This window comes from Alteribacter lacisalsi (genome assembly GCF_003226345.1).
In the GTDB taxonomy this organism is placed as follows: Bacteria; Bacillota; Bacilli; order Bacillales; family Salisediminibacteriaceae; genus Alteribacter; species Alteribacter lacisalsi.
In genome coordinates this window covers 1-26,031 of record NZ_PDOF01000001.1, presented here as the reverse complement: position 1 = coordinate 26,031, position 26,031 = coordinate 1, and the positions used below count along the sequence as shown (strand labels likewise).

Below are 26,031 nucleotides of genomic sequence, written 5' to 3'. Positions count from 1 at the left end.
CCGCTGCCGCAGGGATGTAAGCGCAAACACATGGTTTTTTTCGTTGAAGATCAACAAAAAGCAGAAGAAACAGGGTTGTAAAAGGTCTGATTCCCCTCTATAATGTCCCCTATACAAAAACAAGTGTCCTCGCACAGAGTACACATCACAATCATTGGGAGGGCTAAAATCATGAACAACTCAATCAATATCGGACTGCTAGGATTAGGTACTGTAGGAAGCGGTGTCGTACACATTATTGATCAGCATCAGGATAAATTAAAGCATCAGGTGGGTTGTTCTGTGACGATTAGCAAGATCCTCGTAAACGACCTTCATAAACAAAGAGATGTCCATTTAAACGGTTCACGCCTCACAACAGACCCTGATGAGATTCTAAATGACCCTGATGTCCATGTCGTTCTGGAGGTTATGGGCGGGATTGAAGAATCACGCAGATACATTCTTCAGGCTCTTGAAAATAAAAAACATGTTGTAACAGCTAATAAAGATCTCGTGGCTGTCTACGGAAGTGAACTGCTTCAGGCTGCTTCCAGGAATAAATGCGATCTGTTCTATGAAGCCAGCGTTGCTGGAGGAATTCCTATTATCCGCAGTTTAGTAGACGGACTCGCATCAGACAAAATCACAAAAATGATGGGCATTCTTAACGGGACAACAAACTATATTTTAACGAAGATGACGAAAGAAGGAAGAGACTATCATGAAGTCCTGAAAGAGGCTCAGGATCTCGGCTATGCCGAAAGTGATCCGACAGCTGATGTTGAGGGTATTGATGCAGCGAGAAAAACAGCTATCCTTGGCACGCTTGGTTTTTCCATGCCAATTGAGCTGGAGGACGTGAATGTTGCAGGAATTTCCAATGTGACCACAGAAGATCTTGATTACAGTCATGAACTCGGACTTACAATGAAACTAATCGGAATCGCAGAACGAACAGGAAATAAAGTAGAAGTCAGCGTACAGCCGACATTGTTTCCTCATGAGCACCCCCTTGCATCGGTGAACGATGAATTCAACGCTGTCTATGTTTATGGAGAAGCGGTTGGTGAAACCATGTTCTTCGGCCCGGGGGCCGGAAAACTTCCAACTGCCACCGCTGTTGTTTCCGACCTGGTGGAAGTGATGAAAAACATGCGGCTCGGCGTAAACGGAAATAAAGTTTCTGAACCGCAATTTGAAAAACAGCTGAAGAGCGATGACGAAATCTTCTCGAAATACTTCCTGCGCATTCATGCAAAAGATCAGGCAGGTACTTTTGCTGCACTTACTTCCGTTTTTTCAGAAAATGATGTGAGTCTTGAAAAAATTCTGCAGCGCCCTGTGGTAGGTCAGGAAGTTGCAGAGATCATTGTGACAACACACCAGGTGTCCAAGCAGAACTATGATGGCGTCATAAAAGCATTGGCTGAACTTGATGTGGTCGATCACGTAAAGAGCAGTTACAGGGTTGAAGGAGGAAAATAATATGTACTGGAAAGGTTTGCTTCACCATTATCGCGATTTCCTGCCTGTAAATGAAAACACACCAGCGTTGTCTTTAAACGAGGGCAACACGCCACTCGTTCCACTTCCCCATCTGTCTAAGCTTTGGGGAGTGGAGCTTTATGCCAAATATGAAGGTGCGAATCCAACAGGGTCATTTAAAGACCGGGGGATGGTCATGGCAGTCGCTAAAGCAAAGGAAGAAGGCTACGAGGCTGTTATCTGTGCTTCCACCGGCAATACGTCCGCTGCAGCCGCAGCATATGCTGCCCGTGCGAAAATGCGGTGTATTATTTTGATCCCCGACGGAAAAGTAGCTATGGGTAAACTCGCTCAGGCTGTCATGTACGGGGCTGAAATTTATACGATAGAAGGTAATTTCGATGAAGCCCTGAAAATGGTGCAGAGCATAAGCAGGAAAGCTCCGATTTCTCTTGTTAACTCTGTAAATCCTCACCGCATTGTGGGTCAGAAGACAGCTGCTTTTGAAGTGTGCGACCAGCTCGGGTCAGCACCTGATGTTCTGGCAATTCCTGTCGGCAATGCCGGGAATATTACAGCCTACTGGAAGGGCTTTAAAGAGTATCACCAGACTCATCAGTCAGGACTCCCCCGCATGCACGGCTTTGAAGCGGAAGGCGCTGCTGCCATTGTCCGGGGCATGGCCATCGAAAACCCGGAAACCATTGCAACCGCCATCCGGATCGGAAACCCGGCAAGCTGGGAGCATGCAGTAAATACTGCTCAGGAATCAGGAGGAGCCATTGACGAGGTAACAGATCGTGAAATTCTTTCAGCATATAAGCAGCTGGCAAGGGAAGAAGGTGTCTTTTGCGAGCCTGCATCCGCCGCATCTCTTGCAGGAGTTAGAAAGCAGGTTGAATCAGGAAAGCTTGAAAAAGGAGCCAGGGTTGTTGCCGTATTGACGGGGAACGGATTAAAAGACCCGAATTGTGCGATTGAAAGCTCATCCTTTAAAGCAGAAGTCCTCCCTAATAATGAAGAAGCCATCTTTGATCTGATCCAGGAGCGTGTGAAGCAATGAGCCGGGACCAGATGATCACGATCACTGTTCCCGGCAGTACAGCCAACCTCGGTCCCGGCTTCGACAGCGTAGGGATGGCTGTGAATCGTTATCTCACCCTCTCGGCTTCATATGGAGAGAAGTGGTCCTTTTATGCCCGTTCTCCCTATTTGGAGGGACTTCCCGAAGGAGAGGATAATCTGATCTGCAAAGTGGCTTCCCATATAGCAGAAGGTGTGAGCCGCAAACTCCCTCCATGCCGGGTTGAGCTTACAAGTGACATCCCAATGGCACGTGGGCTTGGCAGCAGCGCTGCTGCCATTGTCGCCGGGATCGAACTTGCGAATGCAATACTTTCCCTGAATCTATCGGTAAAGGATAAAGTGAGAATCGCAAGCTGTTATGAGGGACACCCGGATAATGTGGCCGCTTCTTTTTACGGAGGTCTGGTAATCGGAACTCACAATGACAAACAGACAGATGTGATTTCCGGTATATCCCCCCAGGTGGAAATCGTTGCTGTTGTACCGGACTATGAGCTTAAGACCTCTTCTTCAAGAAGCAGACTCCCTGAGAAACTCCCGTTTGGAGATGCGGTAAAAGCAAGCAGTGTAAGTAACGTACTTGTGGCTGCTCTTATGCAGAACCGCTGGGATGTTGCCGGTAAAATGATGCAGCAGGACCTCTTCCACCAGCCATACCGTTCTGCTATCGTTCCGGAGCTGGAGAAGGTTGTCACCCTCACTGCTTCAATGAACGTGTACGGAGTAGCCCTGAGCGGAGCGGGACCGATTGTAATGGTTTATGTTCCTGAGGGCTCCGGAAGCTATGTAAGAAGAAAGCTGGCATCTTCACTCATGCATTGTGACGTCCAGCACCTCAAGCCTGACTGGGAAGGAACACAGGTAAAAAAGAGTTCCATCAAAGCAATAATATAAATAAAAAGCTGCCCCAAAAGGAGATTTTGGGACAGCTTTTTTTTGGTGTCTTTTTGTATGAAGCGGATGCACGCTACAGGTCGGCGCTTTCCGCGGGCAACGCCTCAGCCTCCTCGGAGAAGAACTTCTGCGTCTTCCTCTGCCAGAAAAGCTTCGTAGCCTTCTGCCTCGAAGCACCTCGCAGCATACTCACGAAGTAAGCGCTGGCGGCTGTTGCTTTTCCCGCTGGAGTCGCGACCTATCGCTCCAGAATTACTATATTCAAGGGCAACAATATTTACGAAAAGAGCCATAAAAAAACGACGCAACTCCTGGTTAAAACCAGAAACCGCGTCGTTGTTCATATGTATGGTGGAGCATAGCGGGCTCGAACCGCTGACCTCTTCGCTGCCAGCGAAGCGCTCTCCCAGCTGAGCTAATGCCCCATATCGTGTCGACATATTGAATTATATCCGATCCGTCAGTTCGAATCAAGCCTTTTTAAAAAGTCGGACAATTCGGTTTAATTAACCTAGAAAATGACAAAAAGAATATACCATACGATCCCGGCAATTACACCTGCAAAGGCGCCTGCCAGTACGTTTTCCTTAATGATTTTCTTATGCTTGATCGCATCAAAAATCAGCCATCCGATAAACATTGTAATCGCAAAAATAATTGCCTGTGCCATGTCGGTTCCCCCTCGCTCCCCCTATATTATCAAAACTATGAATGTTTTTCATCTGATTTCGTCAATAATGGAAAGAGTGTGACGGGAGGTGGAGAAATGTTCAGGCTGAATGTGTTTATCGAGTCCGTATCTAGTCATCTGCAGACGCTTGTTAAACTGATAACTTTATTATTTGGCATTATCCTTTTCTTTGGTACTGTTATTCATTTTATCGAACCCGACACCTTTCCCGATTTGTTTGACGGGGTATGGTGGGCGATCGTGACTGTTTCCACAGTTGGTTACGGCGATTTTGTCCCGGAGTCTGTTTACGGACGCCTGCTCGGTTTCCTCCTGATTCTGACCGGGGTTGGAACCTTTTCTTTTTATCTGGCTAATGTAGCATCATCAGCAGTGAGTGCTAGGAACAGTATAGAAAACGGCCGGGCCTCCTTCCATAAATCCGGACATATCATTGTAGTCGGCTGGAATGAGCGTTCCCGCCTGCTCATGGAAATGATCCGTCAGCAGAGCAGAGATCAAAAGGTCGTACTTATTGACGAAAGCCTTGAAACCAAGCCGGAGTCACTCGGCTGGGTGCACTTTGTTAAAGGTTCTGCCAGTCACGATCATGTGCTGGAAAAAGCAAATGCCAGAGAAGCCGGCACAGCCATTATTACTGCCGATCTTCACGAAGAAGAGGGTACGGCTGATTCAAAAACCGTCCTTTCAATTCTTGCTATTAAAGGGAATCATCCTGAGATTTATACGATCGCGGAAATTGTGACGGAAGCCCAGATAAAAAATGCCCGCCGGGCCGGAGCAGACGAATTGGTACTGAGTTCTCTCATGCTGAGTTCACTTATGAACAATGGACCGGAATCTCACGGAGTAAGCAGTCTGATGCTGACGCTGCTTGAGAAGGATACTAAAAATATTATGCAGCTGAAAAACCTTCCTGAGGAATGCATCGGTCTGACATATGGTCAACTCATTGAGGACTGGCAGTTTGATGGGGAACATCTTCTCGGGATCTGGCGTGATGACACAGCCGAGCTTCTGCCTCCTGATCAGTATAAGCTGAAAGAAGGCGATCACCTTGTCGTATTGTTTAAGAAAAAATAAGAGACCGGATTCATTTACCGGTCTCGAGGGAACATCTGAACGTTGTGCAGGATGACCTGCTCAAGCTCATTAACATATTCTTTTCCAGTCTGAATCCATTCTTTTGGAAACTCGGCATCTTTATCAACCGGTTCGGAGAATTGATTCGTGAGCGGGTTCGGATCATGAACATTATCATCGAGCCCTCTTTGATACTTGTGTGCCAGAAGAAACGGACGGCCGAGCTGCACTTCTGCATCCTTTCGGTCCAGTTCTCCGTCATAGGCTGTAAACGGAAGTCTTACGCAAAGATAGCTCCCATCGCTGTTCATCATATAATCGAAGTACCCGTGATCATACTCCCAGCCTCCTCCTACAACGTAGCCGAGGGGTTTTATTTTATCTTCTAGATCGTCCATGCCCATTATGTGCCCTTCAAGGGGAGATTCAATTTCAATCACCGCCCTCACCTCCACACCTTTTCGTTGCCTTTAGCATGCCCGTTCTCCATCTTCACATACAAAAGAGACCAAAGCACGGGATTAAACTTACCTGTCCCCGGCTCTGATCCCTTCGTGATATTTCCCGGGAAAATAGGTTTTATCGACACCATTTCCCTTTTTCTTTAACCCTCGTAAGATTACAAACGCTTTTCGAGTTCTTCTTTTTCCTTCTCAAATCCCGGTTTGCCGAGAAGAGCAAACATATTCTTTTTATACGCTTCGACACCAGGCTGATCGAACGGGTTTACTCCCAGAATGTAGCCGCTGATTGCGCAGGCTTTTTCAAAGAAGTAAACGAGGTAGCCGAAGTGATACTCATTCAGCTCCGGAACATTGATAATGAGGTTCGGAACGTTGCCGTCTGTATGAGCAAGAAGTGTTCCCTGGAACGCTTTTTTGTTAACAAAGTCCATTGTCTCTCCAGCAAGGTAGTTCAGATTATCAAGGTCGGAATCGGCTTCCTGAATCTTGATTTCCTCACGGACACTTTCCACGTTAAGGACCGTCTCAAACAAGTCCCGGCGGCCGTCCTGGACATACTGGCCAAGGGAATGAAGATCAGTGGAGAAGTCTGCAGCAGCCGGGAAAATACCTTTTCCGTCTTTTCCTTCACTCTCACCGTAAAGCTGCTTCCACCACTCGCTCACAAAGTGCAGTGCCGGCTCGTAGTTCACCATCAGTTCAATCGTCTTCCCTTTATTATAAAGGGAATTTCTCACTGCTGCGTACTGGTAAGCGGCATTTTCAGAAAGATCTGCACTGCTGTAAGCCTCACGGGCGTCTGCAGCTCCCTGCATCATCGCCTGAATATCAAGTCCGCTTGCGGCAATCGGAAGCAGGCCTACTGCAGTCAGAACTGAAAAACGACCGCCTACGTCATCAGGAATAACGAAGGACTCATAGCCTTCTTCGTTCGCAAGCTCTTTAAGCGCACCTTTTGATTTGTCAGTAGTAGCGTAAATTCGCTTTCGGGCTTCTTCCACCCCATATTTTTTCTCAATGTAGTCGCGGAGAATTCTGAATGCGATTGCCGGCTCGGTTGTCGTGCCTGATTTTGAAATAACATTGATGGACACGTCTTTTCCTTCAAGAAGATCAAGAAGGTCCCGTACGTAGGTTGAGCTGATGTTGTTCCCGACAAAGAGCACCTGCGGCGAATTGCGCTGCTCTTTTTCAAGTACGTTGTAGAAGGAATGGTTAAGGGCTTCAATCGCAGCCCGGGCGCCCAGATAGGATCCACCGATCCCTACTACAAGAAGAACATCGGTATCCTTCTTAATTTTTTCAGCTGACTGCTGGATTCGTTCAAATTCCTCTTTATCATAGTTCACAGGAAGGTCAAGCCATCCGAGAAACTCGCTGCCTGCGCCTGTTTTGTTATGCAGGGCCTCATGGGCAGCTTTCACTGCATCTGTCATATACTCAACTTCGTGAGCGGCAACAAACGGTTCCGCTTTTTTGTAATCAAATGAAAGAACGTTCGACATTATTTCTACCTCCAGTATTGAGTGTAAAATGCTATTACTACTCTTCCACGTTTCACTTTATTAAAACCGGATCAAATAATCAAGCTAATGAAAGATTGTAAGCGCATCCAGTTTTAAACCGTGCATTTTTACGTGCCATTCTGCTATTAAGCAATAAGATTTTCAGGCAGAAAGTGAGCTGTAAACAAAACTCAACACACAGAAAATGGCCCTCACCGCGTGAGGGCCATTTCTAATCTCCGGTATTATAAGGAAGCTTTCAGAATCATTTCCACGTCTTCTTTTTCAAGGGCGTTGAAGTTCCCGAACGGACCATTGGCCATCGCTTTATCTGCCATTTCATCAATGCGGCTGGCATCGATATCATAGTCAGCAAGGCTGTTCGGTGCACCTAGACTCGTCCAGAACTGCTCAAGACGCTGGATTCCTTCTTCTGCGATTTGGCTCCCTGATTTATTCTCGGGATCGATTCCCCAGACGTTTACAGCAAGCCTGACGAGTTTATCCTCTCCCTTGTCAAGATGATGTCTCATCCACTGCGGGAACAGAATGGCAAGGCCGCCTGCGTGGGGAATATCATAAACAGCCGATACAGCGTGCTCAATGTTATGGGAAGCCCAGTCCCCTCGCACACCCATCTGAAGCGTTCCGTTAAGTGCAATTGTCCCCGAATAGAGAATGGTTTCACGCAGTTTAACGTCATCAAGGTTTTTCACAAGCTCAGGGCCAGCTTCAATCACGGTTTTCAGCACAGCTTCACACATGTTTTCCTGCAGAGGCGTATTGGTCTGTGGATGAAAGTACTGCTCTAACACGTGACTCATCATATCCACAATCCCATACACAGTGTGGTCCTCGGGGACACTCAGGGTATTGGCCGGGTCCAGTATGGAGAACTTTGGAAAAACATGCGGACTTCCCCATCCATATTTCTCATGAGTTTCCCAGTTTGTAATGACAGAACCGGCGTTCATTTCAGAACCGGTTGCAGCCAGAGTGAGAATGGTACCGAACGGCAGCGCATCTTCCGGAACGGCTTTTTTTGTTACAAGGTCCCAGGCATCTCCGTGATACTTTGCGCCCGCCGCAATGGCTTTGGTACAGTCAATTACACTTCCGCCTCCGACAGCAAGAATGACATCAATGTCTTCTGTCTTACAGATATCCACACCCTTATGGACTGTGGAAAGTCGTGGATTCGGCTCCACGCCGGCAAGTTCGTAAATGTTAAATCCGTCTTTTTCCAAAAGGTCTGTAACCTGGTCGTACAGACCATTTCTTTTAATGCTTCCTCCTCCGTAAACAAGGAGAACATTCCTGCCATATGTCTCCAGCTGACTGGTCAGCTGCTCGTTGACCTGTCCCTGTCCAAAAATAAGCCTTACAGGATTCTGGTAAATAAAGTTATCCATCTATGCTTCACTCCTTTAGAAAACTAAGGTATATCCACTGCTCCCTTATTATTTACCACTCTCAGTAGATATGTAAAGAAATGTGCAGTGAGTAATCCTTCATCCTGCTGTGCATAAAAAACCCTTCATTTATTCAAGATAAGACAAGGAGCAGTCACGCTTCTTATTCTGGAGTACATTTTAAGGAGGTGAGGAACGAATGAGCGGTATTCAACGCACAGCCCTTGTGCTGGCAATTATCGGAGCAATTAACTGGGGTTTGATCGGATTTTTCCGTTTTGACCTTGTAGCAGCAATTTTCGGCGGGCAGGCAGCCGGATTTTCCCGGTTCATCTATGCACTTGTTGGACTTGCAGGACTGTATTGCATCTCCATTCTGTTTAAGCCGGACGAAGAACTGGAACGCAGTCCAGAACCTCAGCGTTAAACACCAGAACCCATTCGTTCCAGATCCCCAAAGGTACAATTTTACTCTGGAAGCGGGTTGCACAGGTGAGAAGGGTTTTAAAAAAGGCTTTCCGCACATCCCCCGTGCCGGAAAGCTTTTTTATATAGTCTTTGTTAAAGTTTGTTTTTGATCTCAGCTCTACGCGCTCCCTTCCCGAGGCACCGCTTCAGCCTCCTCAGGAAAAAACGTCCCTGCCGGGTCTTCAGCAGGCGCTGTTCCCGCAGGAGTGTTAATCAACAATCAAGCTTTAACATAGCAAAACGCAGGCTTAATGAATTTTCCGTTAGCCAAAAAAAGAAGAGGCTCTCACGAATGAGTGCCTCTTTCTCGTCTTGGAAAGCAGGATTCTGGGAAATCCTTATTTCTTTGCGCGCTTGTTCAGGTCAGCCTGAATTTCGTTTGACTGTTTTAGCCAGCCTTTAAGCTTCTCTTCAAGTGTGTTGAAACCTTGTGGCTTTTCGTTTGTGTGACGCTTGCCGCCACCGCCTCCGCCCTGGCGTGCTGGACGTTCCTGACGTGCAGGACGCTCCGGCTTAGGCTGAGTTTCACGAATGGAAAGAGAAATCTTTCCGGATTCTTCGTCAACGGATAGAATTTTTACTTTTACTTCATCCCCTACGGAAAGGTGCTCGTTAATATCTTTTACAAATCCGTGAGCGATGTGGGAAATGTGAACAAGTCCCTGTTTCTTTTCATCAAGAGCGACGAACGCACCAAAAGGTTTAATCCCAGTTACTTTTCCTTCGACGATGCTTCCTACTTCATATTTACCTGACATGAGAACAACTCCTATAGCTATTTATTAACTGGTTAATTATATCACAGCTTTCCGGCCGTGACAAAAAGGGAATTTTTCCAGTTTTAAATCATGTGTATGTGCTTCACCTGACTTTTTTCGACAAATCCCTCTAATCTCATTGACAGAGGTCATTGTAACACTTTATAGTGTAAAAATGCTACAGAGGAAAAGTGTATTTTTCTTCATTATATAATTCAAAAAACTATTGAAACGGAGGTTCACCATCATGCCTAAATCAGATCAATGGACGTCCAAACTCGGCTTCATTCTCGCCGCTGCCGGTTCGGCTATCGGGCTGGGCGCGATCTGGAAGCTCCCTTATGTCGCTGGAACCAGTGGGGGAGGCGCCTTTTTCCTTATCTTTCTAATATTTACGATTTTCCTCGGTCTTCCTCTGCTGCTGACGGAATTTACAATCGGACGGAAAACCCAGCATGAGGCCATTACCGCTTACCGGATGCTTGCACCCGGTACACCATGGTACTGGATCGGCCGGCTCGGTGTGGCCACGTCCTTCCTTCTCTTATCCTTTTACAGTGTGGTCGGAGGATGGATCGTCATTTATCTGTACCGATCACTCACAGAAGGACTTGCAGGCCGTGGGGCACCTGAGTTCGAAGCTCTTTTCGGAGAGACAATCAGCAGCCCGCTCCTTGCTGTCGGTGCCCATCTTGTGTTTATGATCATGACCATTCTCGTAGTCCAGGGCGGTGTTCAAAAAGGGATTGAGCGGTTCAGCAAAATTATGATGCCGGCACTCTTTGTCCTGTTTCTGATCATTGTCATCCGTTCGGTTACTTTGCCTGGTGCCATGGAAGGTGTGTCTTTCTTCCTTATGCCGGACTTCTCGTCTGTAACAGGTGAAGTAATCCTATATGCACTGGGACAGGCCTTTTTCAGTCTCAGTCTGGGTGTGTCCATTATGGTTACGTACAGTTCCTATCTGAAATCAACGGAAAGCCTTCCGAAATCGGCTGTCTCCATCACAGGGCTTACGATCTTTATTTCCATTCTTGCCGGACTGGCTATTTTCCCGGCCGTGTTTTCGTTCGGGCTGGAGCCGGCTGAAGGACCGCCGCTTCTCTTTATCGTGCTCCCGACAGTGTTCAGTGAACTTCCTTTAGGCGGGCTGTTCTTCATTGCCTTTATGGCTCTTCTTCTGTTTGCCACACTCACATCAGCGTTTTCACTGCTGGAAATGGTTGTGGCATCTGTAACGAAAAACGATCCGGCCAAACGGAAAAAAGCTGCCTGGATCTGCGGCCTGCTCATTTTCGTTATGGGTATTCCATCGGCCCTTTCCTACGGCGCCATGGAAAATGTGCTGATTTTCGGTAATACTGTTTTTGACGGGCTCGATTTTCTTGTCAGTAATGTGATGCTACCCCTCGGTGCATTGCTGATTGCTGTATTCGCACCGCTGAAGATCAAAAAAGATGAGTTGTACGAAGAGATGCAGCGTGGATCAACAATGAGACGGACTATTTTTAATATCTGGTTCGTGCTGGTGAAATACGTGACGCCAGTGGCCATTGTTCTTGCCTTTATTAATATGCTTGTATCTGACGTATAAAATCTGCAGGTACGGAAACAATAATTTTGTATACAATCTTTGTATTCCCCCTTAAAAGACCGGCGTGCTCCCAGGAGCGCACCGGTCTTTTTCTGAGATCCGCAGCAAGATGCTGGGACAAAAGTATCTTTACTTCCTCCCGCAGGATTCGGCGCATAATTCAACCGCTAGACAGCTTTTTGTTCGGATTTTCTTTTATACAATCGTACAATAATAACATTCTCTGTCAAAAGAAAATGTGTCATAAACTCCGGATAAACCGGTCCATGCGGTCAACCGCCTGCTCCAATTGGCTTAGTGAAGCGGCGTACGAACAACGAACGTGTCCTTCCCCGCCTTCTCCGAAAACATTTCCGGGCACAACAGCCACCCGTTGGGCAAAAAGGAGCTTTTCAGCAAACTGCTCAGACGTTAGTCCTGTAGACCGGATACTCGGAAAGGCGTAAAAAGCGCCGCCCGGAGTGTGACAGTCAAGGCCGATATCCTTCAAAGCGCCAACAAAGAAGTTTCGCCTTTGACGATAGCTTTCAACCATCTCCAGCATTTCCTCTCTTCCGTTTTGAAGCGCTTCAATAGCCCCATACTGAGCCATTGTAGAAGCACACATCATGGCATACTGATGAATTTTAAGCATGCCGGAAGCGAGCGGTTCCGGTGCAGCGACGTAACCGAGGCGCCACCCTGTCATAGCAAACGCTTTGGAGAATCCGCTGATAAGAACTGTGCGGTCCCGCATTCCCTGAAGAGCCGGTACACTCACATGGGGAGCGTCGTAGGTCATTTCTGCATAGATTTCATCAGAAAAAACGAGGAGGTCGTGCTGCTTCACGATTGCGGCTACACTCTCCAGTTCGTCACTCGTCATTACCGTGCCGGTAGGGTTGTTCGGGAAACAGAGAAGTATCGCTTTTGTCCTGTCGGAAATTCGATCCTGAATCGCTTCAGGCGTCACCTTGAAACCATTTTCAATTGAGGTCGGCACCGGAACAGGTACACCCCCGATCAGAGATACAAGCGGTGCGTAGGAAACAAAGCTCGGCTCCACTACAAGTACCTCATCACCGGGATTTACCGTTGCGCGCATGGCCAGATCAATCGCTTCACTTGCACCTGAAGTGACAATGACCTCATCTTCCGGGGAATAGGAAGTTTGAAACTGCTCCGTTAAATAACGGGCAATCTCCTCGCGCAGCTCCGGCAGCCCCGCGTTAGCTGTGTAGGAAGTAAACCCCCGCTCAAGTGAGGAAATACTCGCTTCACGGATGTTCCACGGGGTTGTATAGTCCGGCTCCCCAACCCCGAGTGAGATAATATTGTCCATTGACGAGGCAAGATCGAAAAACTTGCGGATCCCGGACGGCCTGATCCGGGTGACCGCATCAGATAAATACTGTGTATGATCGGTCATGGAGAGACCACCATCCGGTGATCATCCTCTTTATCTCCAAATACAACACCGTCATGCTTATATCTTTTGAGCTGAAAGTGCGTTGTTGTGGAAAGAACAGAATCGAGTGTGGACAGCTTTTCCGATACGAACTGGCCCACCTCTGTCATCGTTGCACCTTCAATTACAACGCTTAAATCATAGGTTCCGGACATGAGATACAGCGCTTTGACTTCTTTAAATCTGTAAATCCGCTCTGCCGTTTCATCAAAACCGGTGCCCCGTTTCGGCTGTACTTTCACATCAATCATAGCCGTTACCCCTTCCGGCACATCGGCCTTCGTCCAGTCGACAACAGCTGAATAGCCGAGTATCACGTTTCTTTTTTCCAGGTCAGCCAGCATCTCTTCTACGGCCTGCCTGTCCATTTCAAGCAGCCGGCCGATTTTTTCTGCAGGCATTCTCCCATTCTTCTCAAGAAGTCTCAAAAGTTCCTTTTCTTTTTCCATTTTATCTGTCTCCTTTGCTGTCATGTTTCAGTACGTCCGGTTTGGGGAAAATTAAAGTTCGTTCATTCTTTATCTGCTGAAAAAAACGATATACCATTCGGTCGTCTTTATATAAATCTGACTGCCTGGTGATTCTTCAGCACCTTACCCAATTACAGCATAACTGCAAAGGAGAAATCAATATATGACCAAAACAAATCCAAATCCTCATGTTACGGAATATGAACACGTTGCCCTTCTTCTTGTAGATGTGATCAATGACTTTGAATTTGAGGATGGAGAAAAAATTTACCCGTACGCCCGTCCTGCGGCTGATCAGATTGCCGCTCTGAAAAAAAAGGCCAAGGAACTCAATATTCCGGTATTATATATTAATGATAATTATGGAAAATGGCAGTCTGATTTTCAGTCACTTGTTAATCACTGCCTTGAAAATGATGTCAGAGGAAAAGAGATTACTGAGATCCTTCAGCCTGAAGACGATGATTACTTCGTTTTGAAACCTCAGTACTCGGCATTTTTTAATACTCCTCTCGATCTGCTTCTTGAATACCTGAATGTAAAGTCCCTCATCATAACTGGTTTTGCAGGAAACATGTGCGTCCATTTTACAGCCAATGATGCCTATATGCGAGGCTATAAGCTGTATGTGCCTTCAGACTGCTCTGCTTCCAACACTGAAGAAGATAACCGTGAATTTCTCAATCTGATACAGCACGTTTTAAAAGCAGACATTACACCATCTGAAGAAATGGATCTTGAAGAGATTAAATATCACTGGCGGAATAAGAGCAGGAAGTGAAGGACGGACGCAGGATGACGGCAAAAAGAGGCTAAGGACAGTAAGGTGCTGCCCCGGATGGCAAACGTTTACGCCATGGACATGCGTACGGCATTTGCTCCGCTCGCTCCGGTCTGACCGGTAAATCGCCGGTCAGACTGCCAATTGCGTGGAGCGGCTCCGCAAAATGCGTAAGGTGCTGCCCCGGATGGCAAACGTTTACGCCATGGACATGCGTGCAGCATTTGCTCCGCTCGCTCCGGTCTGACCGGTAAATCGCCGGTCAGACTGCCAATTGCGTGGAGCGGCTCCGCAAAATGCGTAAGGTGCTGCCCCGGATGGCAAACGTTTACGCCATGGACATGCGTGCAGCATTTGCTCCGCTCGCTCCGGTCTGACCGGTAAATCGCCGGTCAGACTGCCAATTGCGTGGAGCGGCTCCGCAAAATGCGTAAGGTGCTGCCCCGGATGGCAAACGTTCGTGCCATCCGGGGCAGCACCTATGCGAGTCTGAAGACGATGCCGTGACCGCCTTTTGGATATTCCCATTTAATGTTGTCATATGGGCATCCGATCCGGCAGCTGCCGCACTCGTGACACCCTTCATAACCGACGTGCATCCGGTCCCCTTCCCACTTGTATACATCTGCCGGACAGAAGATGGTACAGTCTTTATCCGGGCAGGATGTGAGGCAGACATTTTCGTCCTTCACCTCTAAATGAGATTTTGTGTCACATCTGAACCTCACAAGATACTGCTTCTCCTCGATCGTTTTTGCCATTATTTCATCACCTTCCATGCGCGGAATAAGTCTTTGGCAACGGCGATCTTCCCTTTATCCTTCGTGAATCCTTTTATAATCTCACGCTGCTTCTGTTTTTTCGGGCTGCCGTCCACAGTGAAGAATTTATTCGCAGCCTGGTTAACCATCGGTATATAATCGGCCATGTATTGCGGGTGCTGCTCAAATGTGTGGGTAACATCCTTATACTTCTTGAGATCTTTCCCCACAAAGCTGCTGTAAAGCTCCTTACGGTAATGATCCAGTGTCCGCTCGGTAAAGTCCCCGATCTCCTTTGCCCGGACAATGGTTTCAGCAGCCATTTTCCCGGAGCTCATAGCCATATTCGAGCCTTCCCGGTGAATGGCATTAACGAACTGGGCTGCATCCCCTACGATCATCACACCGTCCCCGACCAGACGCGGTACTGATTTATACCCTCCTTCGGGAATCAGGTGAGCTAGGTACTCCGCGGTTTCTCCCCCTTCGAGAAACGGCTTGATCATCGGGTGTGTTTTCACATGCTCAAGCAGATGATACGGCTTGAGTTTCTTTTTTATCATGCCTGATAAGGTTGTACCGACCCCGATGTTCAGAGAGTCCTTGTTTGTATATAAAAACGCAGTCCCGAGGAGCCCCTGCGTGGAATCACCGAAAATTTCGATGGAAACACCCTGGTTATCTTCCACGTTAAATCGTTCGTTAATGACCTTTTTCGGGAGATTAACGACTTCCATAACGGTAAGCGCCACTTCATCGGGCTTCCATTCCTTGTGAAAGCCGAGGCTTTTGCCGAGCAGGGAATTGACTCCGTCTGCCAGAACGACGACATCTGCGTAAACGTCTCCGTCCGGTCTGTCCGTCCTGACTCCTGTTACCCTTCCATCCTCCACGATACATTCGGTTACAACGGTCTCATTTATGAGAAGTGCGCCCTGCTCCACCGCCTTGGAGGCAAACCACTGGTCAAACTTTGCACGAAGCACCGTAAAGTTGTTGTAAGGCTCCCGTCCCCATTCGAGCCCTTTGTAGCTTGACGTTACCATGGATTCACGGTCCAGAAACCAGAAACGCTGTTCAACAACCGGCCGCTCGAGAGGCGCTTCCTTCCAGAATTCGGGAATGATTTCCTCCATCTGTTTTCTGTACAGAATCCCGCCCATCACGTTTTTCGATCCGGGATATTCCCCTCTCTCAATCAGCAGAACCTTAAGACCTGATTTGGCTGCAGTGTACGCACAGCTCGTACCCGCAGGGCCTGCTCCGACAACAATCACATCAAATTTTTCACCCACTGTGCGTCACCCCTTCCGTCTCTTCCTGTTCCGCCACGGATTCGGTAGTGTTTAAAGCCTCCCTGAACGCTTTTGTAAGCATTGGTACAACAGTAAAGGCATCTGCACAGATACCGTAATGGGCTGCTTGAAAAATAGGCGCATCCTTGTCACTGTTAATGGCCACAATCAGTTCAGCATTCTGCATCCCGACCAGATGCTGTATTGCGCCTGAAATCCCTATAGCAACATACACTTTTGGAGTAACAGTGGCCCCTGTCTGTCCGACCTGCCTTTCATGCCCGCACAGCCCGGCTTCCACCACGTCCCTGCTGGCGCCGAGTGTTGCGTTCATGGCTTCTGCCAGTTCAGCTGCCATTGCAAACCCTTTAGCATCTTTAATCCCTTTTCCTGCCGCTACGATGATTTCCGCTTCTTCAAGGTTTACTGCTTTTTTCGTGTTTTTAACGATTTCAATGACCTTTGTTTTCAGGTCTTCTTCACGCATGCTGACTTTTTCTTCGATAACTTCTCCGGTTCTACCCGGTTCTGCCAACAGTCGCCTGATAACCTTCGGGCGTACGGTCGCCATCTGGGGACGGTGCTTTTTACAGAGAATCGTGGCCATAATATTGCCGCCAAACGCCGGCCGGCTTGCCTCAAACAGTCTTTTGTCAATATCCACATCCATCAGGGTCGTATCAGCCGTCAGCCCGCAGAGGACATCGGTCGCTACTGCACTTGCAAGATCCTTTCCGTTCGACGTTGCTCCGTATAAAAAGATCTCGGGCTTATACTTTCTGACCAGATCACCAACTGCCTTCATATACGTTTCGGTCCTGTAATTTTTCAGTACCGGATCATCAATCAGATATACTTTATCGGCTCCCGCTTCAAAAACCTGTGAGGTAAGCCGTTCCACACCATCCCCAAGCAGTACTCCGCATACGTCTACTTCAAGCTTACGTGCAAGATCCTGTCCTGCTGCGAGAAGCTCTAGCCCGACATCAAGCAGTTGTCCTTCCTTCTGTTCCATAAACACCCATACGCCGCGGTAGTCGTCAATATTTACCCTCACCGTTACCTCCGCCCTTCAAAAAGTCCAGGTTTAATTTTGTTTCTGTCCTGCAGATTTAAACAGGTCCCGTTCTTTCATAAAGATTTTAAGTACCTCTGTTACCTGTGTTTCTGCGTCGCCCTCAATCATCTGTGCCCCTTTGCTTTTTTCGGGAGGCCACATTTTACCTACAATTGTAGGAGAGCCCTTCAAGCCGAGTTGTTTAATATCCACATCCTCAAGATCATCAACAGTCCAGACTGACGGTTCGTATCTCGCTGCCCTGAGCATGTTAGGAAGCGGCGCCCAGCTCACATGATTTATTTCCTTTTCCACAGTCAGCAGCGACGGCAGTGTGGATGAAATGACTTCATAGCCTTCTTCCACTTTTCTATGCACACGAACAGTCCGGTTTTCCACATCTACCTGATCCACCTGGATGACGCAAGTTAGCGGCGGTATTCCCAGACGCCTGGCCACCCCTGGTCCGGTCTGGCCTGTGTCGCCGTCGATCGCATGTTTTCCACAGAGAATCAGGTCAACGCCGTCAGTCTTCTGAATTTTCTCCACAGCTTTATAAAGAGCATAGCTCGTTGCCAGTGTGTCGGCACCTGCGAACCGCCGGTCTGAAATCAGAATGCCTTCGTCCGCTCCGATTTCCACACATTTTCGAATTGCCTTTCGGGCCTGAGGCGGCCCCATTGAAAGAACTGTGACTTTTCCTCCGTGCACCTCTCGAAGCCTTACCGCCTCTTCCACCGCATGAGCATCATAGGGATTTAATATTGCAGGTGCACTGGAGCGGTCAAGGGTATTTGTTTTTGGATTAACTTTGATGATTTTTGTATCAGGCACCTGTTTAATACATACAAGAATATGCATCCGGGCATCCACCTTTCGGACAGATCGCTATTTTGTTCGTCCTTCAGACTGTCCACAGTGTGGCTGCATCCACAGTGTGGACAACATCTCTTAAACGTGTCACTTCCATGTATATGAGCCCAAAAGTAAAAAAACACCTGAATTTCAGGTGTTTTAGAGAGAGAGAAGATAGAGAATTGTCCAGTATACTATTCTTCCCGTTTTGTTTTAAACCGGCTTCCTTTCCGTTTTTTCAGTGTTTCCATTTTGGAACTGATTTCTTCCCGGGCCTGCGCTGACGCCTGTTCATCCCGGGTCACGCTGGATACTGTATCACCCACAAGTGTTACGGTAAACCAGTCCCCTTCTCCTGCTCCTCCCGGCATTTTCGAAACGGGAAGGATCACTTCCTTCTCCTCTGTGCCGACCAGGAGCACGGCCCACTGCCCGTCTTCAATCCTGTCAAGTACCGCATGTTTTTTCCCCATATACTCACTGCTCCTTTCTATCTGACTAACTGTATTACCATCATACACAACTTTTTTTATGCACACACCTCCCATGCGTAAACCTTCGTCTGTATGAGAAAGGCTGTGGACAGGAAAACTGTGAATAAGATTAATCCGAAAGAGATGAGTGCTGTGAAACGTTCTGTAATAATGGACTTGTTAATAATACCGGTGCTGATTTTCTCTCTCCTTTTTTCCACAGGGTCTAAACCGGAGTTCATGCTGTCAGAGGACCCTGAGACAGAGAGTGAAATTACCGCTTTCTGGCCGATTCCGTCCGAACATACAACCTTTTCTGCAATTGCGGATAAACTGATTGGCACACCTGCAGTCTCTGGACGGGGACGCACACCGTCGGAAGGCTTTTCATCAGGAGGTCTGGTCCAGTACCTGTATAAAGAGCATTCAGGCATACTTCTATCACGAAAACCTTCTCTTCAAAGAGAGCTTGGAAAACCTGTTTCCGAGTTTCAGGAAGGTGATTTGCTGTTTTTCAATGGAGACCGCGGACTGATCAGCGGCGTATACCTTCATGACCAGGAATTTATAACGGTCACAAATGAAGGGGTAAGCCTCAGAAATCTCCGCAAAGACAAGTACTGGCGTGAGCGGTTTCTCGAAGGACGGAGACTTACAGACCAGGAGTCCGAACGTCTGAATCCTTCGTTCTACTCAGATATAGACCACCAGGCTGTCAGGGAGGCTCTTTCGCTTCTTCACCGTCCTTATCGGCTGACTGGATCAAAATTATCTGCTTTTGACTGTTCGTTTCTCGTACAGCACGCTTTTGCGGAAATGAACATCTACCTTCCCCGGATGACGTATCAGCAGTATGAGCGGGGGGAGCCCGTTTCTCTGGAGGAGGCAGAGGCCGGAGACGTCATTTACTTCTCCGGAACCTGGCAGAAAGGGATTTCCCATACTGGTATCTATTTAGGTGACCGTTTTTTCATACATGCAAGTGGTGAAGAGGGAGAAACAATCATCTCCTATCTTGGCCGCAGCTGGATGGATCATTTTACCGGGATCAGACGTTTTGACAGCCTGGCAGCAGACACAGATATTCCCCAGGTTCGCGAAGCCCTTCCACTGATCGGTACCGACTATAAAAAAGGCGGACGATCTCCGAAGAAAGGGTTCAGCCGCAGCGGCTTCATTCACTATGTATTCAAAAAAAGCGGCATTTCTCTTCCCCGCTCTGCAAAAAATCAGGCGGAAAAAGGGATATCTGTCAGCCTTGAAAGCGCCAAGACAGGCGATGTGCTCTTCTTCAGAACCGACTCCGGTACCCTGATTCCAGCCCTCTACATTGGTAATGAGGCTGCCATTGCAGTCAGGATGGATGAAGGTGTCTCTGCTGTAGACCTTCAGTACAGCTCCTTCTGGAATAAGAACCGTCTTGCTGACATTCGGCGGTATAACTGAATCGCACAGAAAACGGAAATTCCTTCTTGGAATTTCCGTTTTTTTCTGCTAAAATCACTTTTTGTGAAACCATCTTCAACTTCTTTCGTAACTGGAATAGAGACCCAAAAAGATTGAGTATGACTACGGAGGTATGATCATAATGAAAAAAGCAGTATTAGCAAGCTGTGTAACAGGTGCTGTGCTCTTCACAGCAGCGTGTGGAGCTGAAAGCGATGACGGACTTACGGTTGAGGAAATTCTCACTCAGTCGGAAGAAGCAATGGAGGAGCTTTCAAGCTATTCGATGGATATGGAAATGCTTCAGGAAATGAGCATGGATGATGATACAATGGATATCAACATGACATCTGAAGCACAGGTGCTTATGGATCCGCTCGTTCTTTATCAGCATGCATCCATGGACATGATGGGAATGCCGTTCTCTTACGACAGCTACTTCTCAGAAGAACATGGATTCTTTATGGAAGATCCCATGAGCGGTGAGTGGCTGAAACTTCCTGATGAATTTACAGATGAAATGATGGCAATGGCCGACATTCAGACGAGTCCTGAAGATCAGTTCGACATCTTCCGCGAAAACCTTGAAGAAGTGGATGTTGAGACAGACGAAGAGGAAGACCGCTACATCGTTACTATTAAAGGTGACGGAGTAGACAACGAAGCAATGAAAGAACAACTTATGGGCTTTATGGACGGTGATATGGGACAATTGATGGGCGATGCCCTGGACTCCATGGAAATCCATTCTTATGAATATGAAATATTTATTGACCGGGATACGTTTTATACCACCGAAGCCAATGTGTTTATGGATATGACGATGGACGATGGCGTGAATGAAACTGCCATGAAACAGACAACGCATATGCTTTTTGGCGGTTTTAACGAATATGATGACCTTGAAGTTCCTGCAAATGTGATTGAAAACGCAGAGGAAATTAGTGAATCAGATATGATGGGCGGACTCTAGTCTGCAGGCAGCCTCCATGTGAGGCTGCTTTTTTGATCATACGAGAGACGGTTTTTCAGCAAGAGGAATAAGGGTATATTGAAAGTACTGGCACTTAAGGAGATTACATCGATGAAAAAAATCATATTTGAAAAAATGAACGGTCTTTATTTTTCCCTGCTTATGCTTGTCATTATTTTAACAGGAGTGGCAGTTTACGGTCTGTTTAAGCCTCTTCCTGAAGGAGTAAGCTACGAGGGCAGCCTGCATGACATTGATGATGCCCGCTTCTACTATGATGTTACATATGAGACAGAGGACGGAGAGTGGGTTTATGAACAGCAGATTTTTGATGAAGTGATTGAAGTCATCGACCGGGCAGAAAACTACCTTCTCCTGGATCTGTTTTTATTTAATGATTTTCACGACCGTGAGGAGGACATGCCGGAACTGAGCAGAAGAGTTACCGATGCTGTTCTTAAGAAAAAAGACGAAAATCCGGAAATGAACGTGATTTTTATTACAGACGAGTTTAATACCGGGTACGGCTCTCATCGCTCTCCACATCTGGACGAACTGGAGGAGGCTGGCGTTCACACGATCATAAGTGACCTGACACCGCTCAGGGACAGTAAACCGATTTACTCATCTATATACCGTACTTTTTTCCAGTGGTTTGGCCGCGGTGACAGGGGCTGGCTCCCGCACCCACTGAGTGAGGGTGCGCCATCCATCACGGCACGTTCCTATCTGAAGATGCTGAACCTGAAGGCGAATCACCGAAAAGTCGTGGTTTCTGACAAGGAAGCGTTTATCACATCAGCCAACCCCCATGATGGAAGTGCGTATTACAGCAATATCGGCTTTCGGGTCACTGGTTCAGTAATTGAGGATGTGTGGGAAGCTGAAAAGGCAGTAGCCTCTTTTTCTTCAGAAGACGATCTCCCATTTCCCGGGAGCGAAGACTTTCTTTATGAAGAGCGGGCTGCAGAAATAAATGGAGCAGATGAAGGGCTGAAAGCAAAGCATCTCACAGAGAGCAGCATAAAAGATCACCTGATGGAGCAGATTGAAAATGCCGGCTCCGGAGACAGGATTACAATCGGAGCTTACTATCTTGCTGAGGACTCAACGATGGACGCCATTGTTGACGCTTCTTTCCGCGATGTGGAAATCCGGGTTGTTCTCGACCCGAACAGTTACTCCTTTAACCAGGAAACCCAGGGGCTGCCGAACCGTCCTGCTGCCCGTGAACTGAAGGAACGATCAGAAGGGCGTGTACAAATCCGCTGGTATCATATTGACGAAGATCAGTACCATTCCAAGATCATGGTATTTGAAAATGATCAGGAGATTACGATGATCGGCGGTTCTTCTAATTTCACCAGAAGAAACATGGATGACTTCAATCTTGATGCGAGCATCATGATCCAGGCGCCACTTTCTTCAGATCTTGCAGCAGAGGTGAACAGCTATTTTGAGCGGCTGTGGACGAATGAAGACGGGATCTTTACTCTCCATCTTGATGAGTATGAAGATGATCTTGGATTCTGGAAGCCGACCACTTACCGCCTGCAGCAGTGGTTTTACCTGACAACCTATTAAAACCTGAACATGCATAAAAAAAGGGATGCCCAATTCGGGACATCCCTTTTCCAAGTGTGCTTACAGGTTTATGACTGTAACTTTATCTCTCAGCATGGACTCAATGCTCCGTCCAATTCCCTGAACACCTTGTCCGGAATTTTTAACTCCAAGAAACGGAAGGTGGTCAGGACCACGGGATGTTTTGCCATTCAACTGAACGGTTCCTACTTCAAGCTTGTCGGCAATCGAAAAGGCATCCTCCATGTTCCGGGTAAAGATACTTGCCTGGAGTCCAAACTCGTTTCTTTTCTCCAGGTCGATTGCTTCAAACACGCTGCTGATTCTTATAACCGGAAGAACGGGACCAAACTGTTCCTCCCACGCTACCCGCATCTCTTCTGTGACGTTATCAAGAAGCGTCGGATGGAGCAGATTTTTCTGACGGTCACCTGTTGTCACCACATCCGCACCTTTGTCCTTCGCATCTTCTATAAGGGATTCAACGTAGTCGGCTGATTTGTCATCAATCATCGGAACAACGCCTGCTCCTTCTGACGCTTTTCCGACTTTGAGTGCCTCAACTTTTTCTTTAAGTTTTGCCACGAGTTGATCGGCCACTCCATCCATCACAAGAACACGTTTAATGGCTGTACAGCGCTGACCGGAATAACTGAAGGCACCGGATACAATTTCACTTGCTGCTTTTTCGAGGTCCGCATCCTCCAGCACAATTGCCGGATCCTTGCCTCCCAGTTCGAGCACTACCGGGATCATGGAAGCCTGTGTTGCAATATGCTGACCGGTCTTCGTACCACCGGTAAAGGAAATCATATCAATCTCAGGGTGCGTTACAATGAAATCACCAATAACGGATCCTCTGCCGGTTACAATGTTGAGCACACCTTCAGGAAGACCGGCTTTCATTAATGCTTCAATCATTTTTATTCCACTGATTGCGCCCTGTGTAGCTGGTTTAAAGAGTACAGTGTTTCCTGTTACGAGAGCCGGGGCAATTTTTGCAGCAGAAAGGTTTACCGGATAATTAAACGGTGAAATGGCAAGTACAACTCCATGAGGAACTTTCTGGATCATGGCTTTTTTATTCTTGCCGCCGCCCGGGAAACCGTCCCCTGTCATGAACTCTCCTTTAACGCGAAGTCCCTGTTCGGCTGTATAACGAATGAGTTCAGCTGTCCGAATCACTTCCACTTTAGCAGAAGAGAAGCCTTTACCCACTTCCCGCTGAATAATGTCTCCCAGTTCATCACTCATCTTTTCCAGTTCGTCTGCCCAACGGTGCATTAGTGCTGCACGCTCATCAAGAGGAGTTGCTGCCCATCCTTCCTGTGCGGCCTTGCTGGCACGTGCTGCTTCATCTGTTTCTGCCTGGCTCATCGCCTGTACACTGCCGACAACACTTTTATCATCTGGAGAGAGGATCTCAATAGTTTTACCGGATTCACTTTCTCTCCACTCATTATCAATAAGAAAAGGGTGTGTGTGGATGTTCTGATTAACTGCTGACATGAATAAATCACTCCGTGACTAGAATTTGGTATAGTTCCAGTAGTCTTGTATTTTTGTATATACATATTTCCTATATCTTCAATGTTACATATTAAAACATGTGAAAACCTTTTCGTTCAAGGCATATGCTTATATTAGTTTGGCTTTATACCCCGTCACAACGGCAGAAAACAGTTAAAACCCCTTGCCCTTGACAGGATTACAGCGCTTACAGAAAAACCTGTTTTTTTGGGTGAGAAATGTCTTCAGCCGAAGCTATTCCCGCAGGAGTCGCCGTCTTCCGCTTCATTATAAGTTCTTCTATAAGGCAGCTTTAAAAATAGAACAGTAGAAGCCTCTGGAACATCCCGCAATCTGTGTTCCTGTACAGAAAAAACCGTGATCAATGTGATCACGGTTAGTGTTTTATGTAATGGTGAGCCATGAAGGACTCGAACCTTCGACCCTCTGATTAAAAGTCAGATGCTCTACCAACTGAGCTAATGGCTCCTGCTTACTTCCGGCGGAATCAGCCGCCTGTACAATTATTCTGTTCTTAAAACTGCAGATTATTTATTTTTAAAAACAATGGTGACCCCTACGGGATTCGAACCCGTGTTACCGCCGTGAAAGGGCGGTGTCTTAACCACTTGACCAAGGGGCCGGAAATACCTTTCAAAAGCCTGGAATTTCATAGTAATGGTGGGCCTGAGTGGACTCGAACCACCGACCTCACGCTTATCAGGCGTGCGCTCTAACCAGCTGAGCTACAGGCCCAGACGCTTGAAAAGGAAATTTAAGCATAAAAATGGAGCGGGTGATGGGAATCGAACCCACATCATCAGCTTGGAAGGCTGAGGTTTTACCACTAAACTACACCCGCACGTGTATTTTTTTATATTCAGTTTAAAATGGCGCGCCCGAGAGGAGTCGAACCCCTAACCTTCTGATCCGTAGTCAGACGCTCTATCCAATTGAGCTACGGGCGCGTGTATGGAGCGGAAGACGAGATTCGAACTCGCGACCCCCACCTTGGCAAGGTGGTGTTCTACCACTGAACTACTTCCGCGAAAATGGCAGGGCTAGCAGGGATCGAACCTGCGCATGACGGGATCAAAACCCGTTGCCTTACCGCTTGGCTATAGCCCTAAAATTACTATTGAGATAATAATGGGGCGACCGATGGGATTCGAACCCATGCGTGCCGGAGCCACAATCCGGTGCGTTAACCAGCTTCGCCACGGCCGCCATTATTTAAACATTAAAATGGCAGGGGTAGCAGGAATCGAACCCACATCAAAGGTTTTGGAGACCTTCGTTTTACCGTTAAACTATACCCCTATAGATGGTGGAGGGGGACGGATTCGAACCGCCGAACCCTGAGGGAGCGGATTTACAGTCCGCCGCGTTTAGCCACTTCGCTACCCCTCCACGAATATGAAATTAAATGGCGGTCCCGACCGGGGTCGAACCGGCGATCTCCTGCGTGACAGGCAGGCATGTTAACCACTACACCACGGGACCATTAATGGCGGAGGAAGAGGGATTCGAACCCCCGCGGGCCGTGAAGCCCCTGTCGGTTTTCAAGACCGATCCCTTCAGCCAGACTTGGGTATTCCTCCATTAATTTGGTAGCGGCGGAGGGGATCGAACCCCCGACCTCACGGGTATGAACCGTACGCTCTAGCCAGCTGAGCTACACCGCCAAAATTAAAAACCATTATTGTGAAATAAATGGTGGAGCCTAGCGGGATCGAACCGCTGACCTCCTGCGTGCAAAGCAGGCGCTCTCCCAGCTGAGCTAAGGCCCCATTTTGTTTCAAACCAGCTTGTTAAGTAATAAATTAGTACCTGCCCAGCGACGTCCTACTCTCACAGGGGGAGAGCCCCCAACTACCATCGGCGCTGGAGAGCTTAACTTCCGTGTTCGGCATGGGAACGGGTGTGACCTCTCCGCTTTCGTCACTAGACAAGTTTGA

At 47.6% G+C, this 26,031-nt stretch carries 23 protein-coding genes, 15 tRNA genes and 1 rRNA gene; 10 read left to right on the top strand and 29 right to left on the bottom strand.

Going from position 1 to position 26,031, the window contains the following annotated elements; all coding sequences use genetic code 11:
* Positions 1-171: 171 nt before the first annotated feature.
* From CR205_RS00200 to thrB, 3 genes are read left to right on the top strand one after another with little or no spacing between them, the layout of a single operon-like run.
* Positions 172-1,467 (top strand): homoserine dehydrogenase, encoded by a 1,296-nt coding sequence (locus CR205_RS00200; RefSeq protein ID WP_110515766.1) that lies wholly within the window; start codon positions 172-174, stop codon positions 1,465-1,467.
* 1 nt (position 1,468) lies between these two features.
* The gene (thrC, locus tag CR205_RS00195; RefSeq protein WP_110515764.1) at positions 1,469-2,530 is read left to right on the top strand and encodes a threonine synthase; all 1,062 of its coding nucleotides are present in this window, start codon (positions 1,469-1,471) and stop codon (positions 2,528-2,530) included.
* Positions 2,527-3,447, top strand: a complete 921-nt coding sequence (gene thrB, locus CR205_RS00190) for a homoserine kinase (protein WP_110515762.1) — start codon at positions 2,527-2,529, stop codon at positions 3,445-3,447. Before thrC ends, thrB begins: the two co-directional genes overlap by 4 nt.
* 349 nt (positions 3,448-3,796) lie before the next feature.
* Here the strand turns inward: thrB and CR205_RS00180 are convergent.
* Both CR205_RS00180 and CR205_RS20365 read right to left on the bottom strand, forming a co-directional pair.
* Positions 3,797-3,872: transfer RNA gene (locus CR205_RS00180), tRNA-Ala, on the bottom strand.
* Positions 3,873-3,958: 86 nt separating this feature from the next.
* Positions 3,959-4,117 (bottom strand): hypothetical protein, encoded by a 159-nt coding sequence (locus CR205_RS20365; protein ID WP_201745328.1) that lies wholly within the window; start codon positions 4,115-4,117, stop codon positions 3,959-3,961.
* Positions 4,118-4,213: 96 nt separating this feature from the next.
* Here CR205_RS20365 and CR205_RS00175 point away from each other — a divergent pair, with 96 nt between their 5' ends.
* Positions 4,214-5,221, top strand: coding sequence for a potassium channel family protein (locus tag CR205_RS00175; RefSeq protein ID WP_161524621.1), 1,008 nt, complete (start codon positions 4,214-4,216; stop codon positions 5,219-5,221).
* A gap of 14 nt (positions 5,222-5,235) precedes the next feature.
* Here the strand turns inward: CR205_RS00175 and CR205_RS00170 are convergent, their stop codons facing one another.
* The 3 genes from CR205_RS00170 to CR205_RS00160 all read right to left on the bottom strand — a co-directional run bounded on the left by CR205_RS00170 (position 5,236) and on the right by CR205_RS00160 (position 8,602).
* A complete protein-coding gene (locus tag CR205_RS00170; protein WP_110515756.1) occupies positions 5,236-5,661 on the bottom strand; it encodes a YugN-like family protein in 426 nt (141 codons plus the stop codon).
* Between the two features lie 179 nt (positions 5,662-5,840).
* Positions 5,841-7,190 (bottom strand): glucose-6-phosphate isomerase, encoded by a 1,350-nt coding sequence (locus tag CR205_RS00165; protein WP_110515754.1) that lies wholly within the window; start codon positions 7,188-7,190, stop codon positions 5,841-5,843.
* 245 nt (positions 7,191-7,435) lie between these two features.
* Positions 7,436-8,602 (bottom strand): iron-containing alcohol dehydrogenase, encoded by a 1,167-nt coding sequence (locus tag CR205_RS00160; RefSeq protein ID WP_110515752.1) that lies wholly within the window; start codon positions 8,600-8,602, stop codon positions 7,436-7,438.
* Between the two features lie 199 nt (positions 8,603-8,801).
* Here CR205_RS00160 and CR205_RS00155 point away from each other — a divergent pair, with 199 nt between their 5' ends.
* On the top strand, positions 8,802-9,029 hold the full coding sequence (locus tag CR205_RS00155; RefSeq protein ID WP_110515751.1) for a DUF378 domain-containing protein: 228 nt from the start codon (positions 8,802-8,804) through the stop codon (positions 9,027-9,029).
* A 379-nt stretch (positions 9,030-9,408) separates the two neighbouring features.
* Here CR205_RS00155 and yugI read toward each other — a convergent pair whose 3' ends face one another.
* Positions 9,409-9,828, bottom strand: coding sequence for a S1 domain-containing post-transcriptional regulator GSP13 (gene yugI, locus CR205_RS00150; protein WP_110515748.1), 420 nt, complete (start codon positions 9,826-9,828; stop codon positions 9,409-9,411).
* A 247-nt stretch (positions 9,829-10,075) separates the two neighbouring features.
* Between yugI and CR205_RS00145 the strand changes: the two genes are divergently transcribed.
* A complete protein-coding gene (locus tag CR205_RS00145) occupies positions 10,076-11,422 on the top strand; it encodes a sodium-dependent transporter (RefSeq protein ID WP_110515746.1) in 1,347 nt (448 codons plus the stop codon).
* Positions 11,423-11,663: 241 nt separating this feature from the next.
* Here the strand turns inward: CR205_RS00145 and CR205_RS00135 are convergent, their stop codons facing one another.
* Together CR205_RS00135 and CR205_RS00130 are read right to left on the bottom strand one after the other, a co-directional pair.
* A complete protein-coding gene (locus tag CR205_RS00135) occupies positions 11,664-12,830 on the bottom strand; it encodes an aminotransferase (RefSeq protein ID WP_110515742.1) in 1,167 nt (388 codons plus the stop codon).
* Positions 12,827-13,318 carry an Lrp/AsnC family transcriptional regulator gene (locus CR205_RS00130; RefSeq protein ID WP_110515740.1) on the bottom strand — a complete coding sequence of 164 codons (492 nt, stop codon included), beginning with the start codon at positions 13,316-13,318 and terminating at the stop codon, positions 12,827-12,829. The genes CR205_RS00135 and CR205_RS00130 overlap by 4 nt, the downstream gene beginning before the upstream one ends.
* A gap of 184 nt (positions 13,319-13,502) precedes the next feature.
* Here CR205_RS00130 and CR205_RS00125 point away from each other — a divergent pair, with 184 nt between their 5' ends.
* The gene (locus CR205_RS00125; RefSeq protein WP_110515738.1) at positions 13,503-14,120 is read left to right on the top strand and encodes a cysteine hydrolase family protein; all 618 of its coding nucleotides are present in this window, start codon (positions 13,503-13,505) and stop codon (positions 14,118-14,120) included.
* A gap of 479 nt (positions 14,121-14,599) precedes the next feature.
* On the opposite strand, the gene CR205_RS00120 is transcribed toward CR205_RS00125, so the two are convergent.
* The 5 genes from CR205_RS00120 to CR205_RS00100 all read right to left on the bottom strand — a co-directional run bounded on the left by CR205_RS00120 (position 14,600) and on the right by CR205_RS00100 (position 18,561).
* Positions 14,600-14,899, bottom strand: a complete 300-nt coding sequence (locus CR205_RS00120) for a ferredoxin family protein (RefSeq protein WP_110515736.1) — start codon at positions 14,897-14,899, stop codon at positions 14,600-14,602.
* Positions 14,881-16,176 (bottom strand): FAD-dependent oxidoreductase, encoded by a 1,296-nt coding sequence (locus CR205_RS00115; protein ID WP_110515734.1) that lies wholly within the window; start codon positions 16,174-16,176, stop codon positions 14,881-14,883. Before CR205_RS00115 ends, CR205_RS00120 begins: the two co-directional genes overlap by 19 nt.
* Positions 16,169-17,191 carry an electron transfer flavoprotein subunit alpha/FixB family protein gene (locus tag CR205_RS00110; protein ID WP_110519572.1) on the bottom strand — a complete coding sequence of 341 codons (1,023 nt, stop codon included), beginning with the start codon at positions 17,189-17,191 and terminating at the stop codon, positions 16,169-16,171. The genes CR205_RS00115 and CR205_RS00110 overlap by 8 nt, the downstream gene beginning before the upstream one ends.
* Before the next feature lie 72 nt (positions 17,192-17,263).
* Positions 17,264-18,094 (bottom strand): electron transfer flavoprotein subunit beta/FixA family protein, encoded by an 831-nt coding sequence (locus CR205_RS00105; RefSeq protein WP_110515732.1) that lies wholly within the window; start codon positions 18,092-18,094, stop codon positions 17,264-17,266.
* A 188-nt stretch (positions 18,095-18,282) separates the two neighbouring features.
* On the bottom strand, positions 18,283-18,561 hold the full coding sequence (locus tag CR205_RS00100) for a DUF3006 domain-containing protein (protein ID WP_161524620.1): 279 nt from the start codon (positions 18,559-18,561) through the stop codon (positions 18,283-18,285).
* Positions 18,562-18,714: 153 nt separating this feature from the next.
* On the opposite strand from CR205_RS00100, the gene CR205_RS00095 reads away from it, so the two are divergent.
* The 3 genes from CR205_RS00095 (at position 18,715) to CR205_RS00085 (ending at position 22,564) form a co-directional block, all read left to right on the top strand.
* Complete coding sequence (locus tag CR205_RS00095; RefSeq protein ID WP_161524619.1) at positions 18,715-20,007, top strand: C40 family peptidase; 1,293 nt, start codon at positions 18,715-18,717, stop codon at positions 20,005-20,007.
* A gap of 142 nt (positions 20,008-20,149) precedes the next feature.
* On the top strand, positions 20,150-20,980 hold the full coding sequence (locus CR205_RS00090) for a DUF6612 family protein (RefSeq protein WP_110515725.1): 831 nt from the start codon (positions 20,150-20,152) through the stop codon (positions 20,978-20,980).
* Positions 20,981-21,091: 111 nt separating this feature from the next.
* The gene (locus CR205_RS00085) at positions 21,092-22,564 is read left to right on the top strand and encodes a phospholipase D-like domain-containing protein (protein ID WP_110515723.1); all 1,473 of its coding nucleotides are present in this window, start codon (positions 21,092-21,094) and stop codon (positions 22,562-22,564) included.
* A gap of 60 nt (positions 22,565-22,624) precedes the next feature.
* Here the strand turns inward: CR205_RS00085 and CR205_RS00080 are convergent, their stop codons facing one another.
* The 16 genes from CR205_RS00080 to rrf form a co-directional block, all read right to left on the bottom strand.
* Positions 22,625-24,073: an NADP-dependent glyceraldehyde-3-phosphate dehydrogenase gene (locus CR205_RS00080; RefSeq protein WP_110515721.1), complete on the bottom strand. Its 1,449-nt coding sequence runs from the start codon at positions 24,071-24,073 to the stop codon at positions 22,625-22,627.
* 413 nt (positions 24,074-24,486) lie between these two features.
* Positions 24,487-24,562 (bottom strand) — tRNA-Lys (locus CR205_RS00075).
* 79 nt (positions 24,563-24,641) lie between these two features.
* Positions 24,642-24,716: transfer RNA gene (locus CR205_RS00070), tRNA-Glu, on the bottom strand.
* A gap of 36 nt (positions 24,717-24,752) precedes the next feature.
* Positions 24,753-24,829 (bottom strand) — tRNA-Ile (locus tag CR205_RS00065).
* A gap of 32 nt (positions 24,830-24,861) precedes the next feature.
* Positions 24,862-24,935, bottom strand: a tRNA-Gly gene (locus CR205_RS00060).
* Between the two features lie 29 nt (positions 24,936-24,964).
* Positions 24,965-25,041 (bottom strand) — tRNA-Arg (locus CR205_RS00055).
* A 5-nt stretch (positions 25,042-25,046) separates the two neighbouring features.
* Positions 25,047-25,121: transfer RNA gene (locus tag CR205_RS00050), tRNA-Gly, on the bottom strand.
* Positions 25,122-25,126: 5 nt separating this feature from the next.
* Positions 25,127-25,201, bottom strand: a tRNA-Gln gene (locus CR205_RS00045).
* 22 nt (positions 25,202-25,223) lie between these two features.
* A tRNA-His gene (locus CR205_RS00040) sits at positions 25,224-25,300 on the bottom strand.
* 19 nt (positions 25,301-25,319) lie between these two features.
* Positions 25,320-25,393: transfer RNA gene (locus tag CR205_RS00035), tRNA-Trp, on the bottom strand.
* Positions 25,394-25,398: 5 nt separating this feature from the next.
* Positions 25,399-25,483, bottom strand: a tRNA-Tyr gene (locus CR205_RS00030).
* Positions 25,484-25,500: 17 nt separating this feature from the next.
* Positions 25,501-25,576: transfer RNA gene (locus CR205_RS00025), tRNA-Asp, on the bottom strand.
* Positions 25,577-25,581: 5 nt separating this feature from the next.
* Positions 25,582-25,674: transfer RNA gene (locus CR205_RS00020), tRNA-Ser, on the bottom strand.
* A gap of 7 nt (positions 25,675-25,681) precedes the next feature.
* Positions 25,682-25,758 (bottom strand) — tRNA-Met (locus tag CR205_RS00015).
* A gap of 29 nt (positions 25,759-25,787) precedes the next feature.
* Positions 25,788-25,863: transfer RNA gene (locus CR205_RS00010), tRNA-Ala, on the bottom strand.
* Positions 25,864-25,905: 42 nt separating this feature from the next.
* Positions 25,906-26,022 (bottom strand): 5S ribosomal RNA (gene rrf, locus CR205_RS00005).
* Positions 26,023-26,031: the final 9 nt, after the last annotated feature.